Below are 1,054 nucleotides of genomic sequence, written 5' to 3' on the forward strand. Positions count from 1 at the left end.
CCAATAAAAAAGCCAGCTTGGTGGCTGGCTTTGTTTGGGTATCGAAAACGACGTTTACGATAATGCCGTCTCTACAGCGGCTTTCTCGACTCGTGTTCTTAGCGGTTATTCACAAGGAGGAGCCATGTGGATCACGGCCAAGCCACCTAAGGACGTTTCACGGTACTTTTTGTTCATGTCTTTACCTGTTTGGTACATGGTTGCGATAACCTTGTCTAACGAGATAAGACACTTACTGGTGCGTTTCAGCGCCATACGTGATGCGTTGATGGCTTTCATTGCGCCCATTGCATTGCGCTCGATACATGGCACTTGAACAAGCCCACCGATCGGATCACATGTCATGCCTAGTGAGTGTTCCATAGCGATTTCAGCTGCGATGCAGATTTGTTCGTTGCTACCACCGCGTAGGGCGGTTAAGCCTGCTGCAGCCATTGATGAAGATACGCCAACTTCGCCCTGACAACCCACTTCTGCACCAGAAATCGAAGCGTTGGTTTTGTACAAGATGCCAATAGCGCCAGAGACTGCTAAAAAGTCTTTCAACTGCTTAGTGTCTAGCTCTTTGATGAAGCGGTGGTAGTACATTAGTACCGCAGGGATAACGCCAGCCGCACCGTTAGTTGGCGATGTTACGACTTGTCCACCCGCAGCGTTTTCTTCACTCACAGCAAAGGCAAATAGGTTAATCCAATCCATGATCTCCATTGGATCGTTTTCAATCGAAGCATTGGCCTCAAGCTTTTTCAAAAGAGCAGGGGCTCGACGCGTCACTTCTAGACCGCCATCAAGGATGCCTTCGGTGTCGAAGCCTCGCTGCATGCACAGAGACATCACCTTCCAGATTTGGTCGGCTTTTTGGTCAATCACGTCCATGCCTTGAAAAGACACTTCATTGCGCAGGATTAAGCCACCAAGGCTAAGCCCTTGCTGCTCTGACAATTCAAGTAGTTGGTTGGCAGAAGAAAAAGGGAACTCAACTTGTGTTTCTGCTTCTTGCTTGCCGTTTTGTAGCTCATCAGCGGTTGCAATAAAGCCACCACCAATTGAGTAA

At 48.6% G+C, this 1,054-nt stretch carries 1 protein-coding gene; it reads right to left on the reverse strand.

What is annotated here, in order from left to right:
* Window positions 1–105: 105 nt before the first annotated feature.
* On the reverse strand, window positions 106–1,054 hold a 949-nt coding region (locus AB4653_RS27240), incomplete at its 5' end, for an L-serine ammonia-lyase (RefSeq protein WP_372105800.1).

Origin of the sequence: Vibrio sp. 10N.222.48.A3 (genome assembly GCF_041475345.1) — a bacterium.
In the GTDB taxonomy this organism is placed as follows: domain Bacteria; phylum Pseudomonadota; class Gammaproteobacteria; order Enterobacterales; family Vibrionaceae; genus Vibrio; species Vibrio tasmaniensis_A.